We start from the raw sequence: 283 nt of genomic DNA on the forward strand, positions 1-283 counted from the left end.
CCGGTGCGGTGACCGCCTTCGACCAGGTGCTCGCCGATCAGTTGCGGGTGCTGGGGCCGGAACACCCCGGTACCCTAACCACCCGCAACAACCTCGCCTCCTCAAGGGGTGACGCGGGTGACGCTGCCGGTGCGGTGACCGCCTTCGACCAGGTGCTCGCCGATCAGTTGCGGGTGCTGGGGCCGGATCACCCCGACACCCTGCGCACCCGGAACAACCTTGCCTACTTGCGGGGTGAGGCGGGTGACGCTGCCGGTGCGGTGACCGCCTTCGAGCAGTTGCT

At 69.3% G+C, this 283-nt stretch carries 1 protein-coding gene; it reads left to right on the forward strand.

Translation table 11 applies throughout. The features are described 5' to 3' along the window. Positions 1–283: tetratricopeptide repeat protein (locus ACFHW1_RS28920; protein WP_416616758.1), on the forward strand; the 283-nt coding region annotated here is incomplete at both ends.

It is taken from the genome of Micromonospora sp. LOL_014, assembly GCF_048060245.1.
GTDB lineage: Bacteria > Actinomycetota > Actinomycetes > Mycobacteriales > Micromonosporaceae > Micromonospora_E.